General features: G+C 54.6%; 3 protein-coding genes. All 3 read right to left on the bottom strand.

Annotated features, from left to right (window positions below; translation table 11 throughout):
• Nucleotides 1-219: 219 nt before the first annotated feature.
• On the bottom strand, nt 220-1,221 hold the full coding sequence (gene dhaK / locus VAE48_RS03945) for a dihydroxyacetone kinase subunit DhaK (protein ID WP_322792018.1): 1,002 nt from the start codon (nt 1,219-1,221) through the stop codon (nt 220-222).
• 105 nt (nt 1,222-1,326) lie between these two features.
• A complete protein-coding gene (locus tag VAE48_RS03940; protein ID WP_322792017.1) occupies nt 1,327-2,121 on the bottom strand; it encodes an MIP family channel protein in 795 nt (264 codons plus the stop codon).
• 377 nt (nt 2,122-2,498) lie between these two features.
• The coding region (locus VAE48_RS03935; RefSeq protein WP_322792016.1) for a sigma 54-interacting transcriptional regulator at nt 2,499-3,798 on the bottom strand (1,300 nt) is incomplete at its 5' end.

Genomic DNA, 3,798 nt, shown 5'->3' with positions numbered 1-3,798 from the left:
CATCTTTTTCATGACAGCCTGAAAGCCACGGTCCATATTGGCGCCGTGGTCGGCGTCGCCAATGGCGGCATCCAGCTGGGTCAGGTAGTCGCGGTTCTCCGCCAGTATTTCAGCGTAGCGTGTAATCCATTCAAGTATGTCATCCCGTGTAATTACCATAGAGTTCTCCATAAGGCTAGCCAGGCCGAGCCAACGGGTAAACCTGGCTTTTCAGGATTTTTATACACCCCAACGCAGGCCGGGGGTCTTGACCGGGGCATCCCACAATTTGATCAGGTCTTCGTCCATCTTCAGCAGGGTGATGGAGGTGCCCGCCATTTCGAGGCTGGTGATGTAAGGCCCAATCAGGTTGCGGACAACTTTCAAACCGTGTTTGGTGGCGATTTCATACGCCTTGCGATAGATGATGTACAGCTCAATTAATGGGGTGCCGCCCATGCTGTTGACGAACAAAAGTACCTCATCGCCGGCTTTGTAGGGCAGATCGGAGATGATGGGCTCCATCAGCATTTCGACGATTTCATCAGCGGGTTTGATCTTCATGCGGGTGCGGCCCGGCTCACCATGGATACCGATGCCGATTTCCATTTCATCTTCCGGCAGGTCGAAAGTGGGTTTGCCGACGTGCGGAACCGTGCAGGAGGTGAGCGCCATGCCCATGCTGCGGCCCCAGCCGTTGACTTTGCGGCAAATGTCGGCCACTTCCTTCAGGGAGCGGCGCTGTTCAGCGGCTGCCCCACAGATTTTCTCTGCCAGGACGGTGGTACCAACGCCGCGCCGGCCGGCGGTGTAGAGGCTGTCCTGTACGGCTACATCGTCATCAATCACCACCGATTCGATGTCAATACCCTCGGCGCGCGCCAGATCGGCGGCCATTTCAAAGTTCATGATGTCGCCGGTGTAATTTTTGACGATATGCAGTACACCTGCCCCGCCGTTGACCGCTTTGGTGGCTTCCAACATCTGATCGGGGGTGGGGGAAGTGAAAACCGCACCCGGGCAGGCTGCATCCAACATACCCAACCCGACGAAACCACCGTGCATGGGTTCGTGGCCGGATCCGCCGCCGGAGACGATGCCCACTTTACCTTGAATGGGAGCATCTGCACGGACGATAAAATTCGGGTCAAAATGGACTTTGACGAGGTCCGGATGAGCAACGGCAATCCCCTCCAGCTCTTCCTTCACCACGTCTTCTGGTTTGTTGATTAACTTTTTCATGCTGTATTTCCTTTCTATTCAAAAACTTTTGCGGAGTACCACTAGTCAGCGGGGCGAGAGTGGGCCTGCTTCAACTTACAAAGCAGGCCCGGGTGATGATGAAATTTAGTCTTTCTTGGGGGGCAGTTGAGCGGTAACCAGTGCGTCGTAAATCACTGCACCGAGGATACCACCGATGATTGGCATAATCACCGGGGCTACCAGCCAGTAAATGCCATCGAACAAGTCCTTTGTCCCGACCAAAGCGCCGAAGATGCGCGGGCCGAGATCACGGGCGGGATTGATGGCGTAACCGCTGGGGCCGCCAAGGCTCAAACCGACTGCCAGCACGGTGCCGCCAACCAGGAACGGACCCATGTTGAATTTGAGGCCGAGGTTGCGCTCATCACCGCTGGCCAAAACCCCAAACAGCAGCACGGCGGTGCCCACAATTTCAGCAATGCTGGCATTGACCAGCGAGTAGGCTCCAACCGAGCCGCCTCCTGTTCCGCCCCAGAAGGCCTGACCGAACACCGATCCCGGACCAGTGCACCACACATTGGGCATGCCGGCGGCCTGTAAACCTTCCATATAGACCAGGTAGACACCCAGCGCACCGAGGAACGCGCCAACGAACTGACCCAAAATGTAGGTGGGTACTTTCGACCATGAAAAACCACGTTTGACGGCTAAGGCGATGGTCACAGCGGGATTGAGGTGCGCACCGGAAACACCGGCCGACACATATACCGCCACGATCACCGCGAAGGCCCAGCCGATGGTGATGGTGTTCCAGTTATAGGCGGGGGAGGCCAGACGCGGAGCGAGCCCCACATTGGCAACCACACCATCACCTAACAAGATCAGCGTGAATGTTCCAATGACTTCGCCAAGGAATTCACTTAAACCTCTTGATTTCATCTTCGATCTCTCCTTTCAAAGGATTTGAAAAATTGGGGAAACAATAGAAAACGAAGGACAGATGATCGTATCTCTTTCCGTGCAACCTCCTTAGTCAGTATTGGATTGTTGAGAAAAGACCGGTAGAAACTTGCAAAAAAATACCGTTGTTTGGAATGCTTCCTAACAAACGGTATCTTCTGCCTGAAGAGAGGGGATAACACATGACCACTGGACTGCGAGATGCCAGCCCATCGTTCGGGAACCACTAATTTGCCAAAAATTGCGGATTATAGAAGAAAAATTAAACATCGCCCTTAATTGTACGGCACAAGATGGATAGGTCAACTTTTGTGAAATTTTTGGTTCGAAATGGAACAGTTATCTTAATAAGTGTTTCAATTTGAAACATTTTGAGATTTGGTGTCGCGAATGCGGAATTCCTCGGGAGATAAATTCATTTGTTTGAAATAGCGCCAGATGGTTGTTCTGCCAATTCCAAGCATTTCGGACATGCGGGTTACATTGCCCTGACAGTATTGAGCGGCTTGCAAAATGGCACGTTTTTCCAGTTCCTCCAGTGGCAGTATGCGGCCGTCCTCACTGGAGGGTGAAGGTTCAAAATCCGTCATGGGCTGTAAGTGGGGTAAATGACCGGGGGTGATCAGCCGGCCCGGGCTGGCTTGAACTGCAGCGCGGGTCAACACCGATTCCAGTTCGCGTACATTGCCGGGCCAGTGATAGGCCTTCAACAGGCTGAGCGTTTCGCGGCTGAGGGTCAGGGGGTGGCCAACCTGTTTAGACAACCTTTGAAGAATTTGTTCGATCAGCAGGTCTAAATCCTGTTTGCGTTCGCGCAGGGGCGGCAGCACGATTTCAAGGGAACTGAGCCGGTAGAGCAAATCGGCGCGGAAGTTGCCCTCACGAACCAGATGCTCCAGTGGAGCGCAACTGGAGGCAATGATGCGCACGTCCACCTCAATGGGTTTTCGGCTGCCAATTTTCTGGATGATGCCCAGTTCCAGAAAGTTGAGCAGTACGCTTTGGGCTTCGAGCGGCAATTGATCCACATCCTGTAAAAAGAGTGTGCCGCCAGCGGCCAGTTCAAATTTGCTTGTGATCGGCGCGCCGTCATGATTGCCTTTTTCGCTGCCGATCAGTTCAGTCAGCGCAAGTTCGCTGGGCACAGCGGTACAGGCAAAAACCACAAAGGGAGCATGGCTGCGCTGGCTGTGATAGTGAATCGCCCGCGCCAGCAGGTTTTTACCGGTGCCGGGTTCTCCGCGGATCAAGACGCAGCCGCGTGCGGCCGCGGCGCTGCGCGCCATGCGCCGCACACGGCGAATGGCGGGCGATTCACCGATCAGGTTTTGCAGGTCAAAGGTGGGGGAGCTGACCTGCCGCTGGACATATTCACGCAGGGTCTTCACTGGCCGGAGCACGGCAATTGCCATGCGCAAACCGTGCCGGCCATGAATGTACTGTAAACTGAGCAGACAGCTGACCGGCTCACCGGCAACGGTCAGTTGAACTTCAAGATCGTTGATTGGAATTTGTTTTTGGAGTGCATCCTGTACCGGGCGCGGGAAGCGGATGTAGGCATCCAGTTTCGAGCCGAGCAGGCTGTCCGGTTTGACGCGCAGCAGGTTGGCGGCGGTGGGGTTGGCGTGCAAAATGATTCCCTCTGCGTTCCATACC

This window comes from Bellilinea sp. (assembly GCF_034432615.1).
Classification (GTDB): domain Bacteria; phylum Chloroflexota; class Anaerolineae; order Anaerolineales; family Anaerolineaceae; genus Bellilinea.
This window is presented reverse-complemented; position numbering and strand designations above follow the sequence as displayed.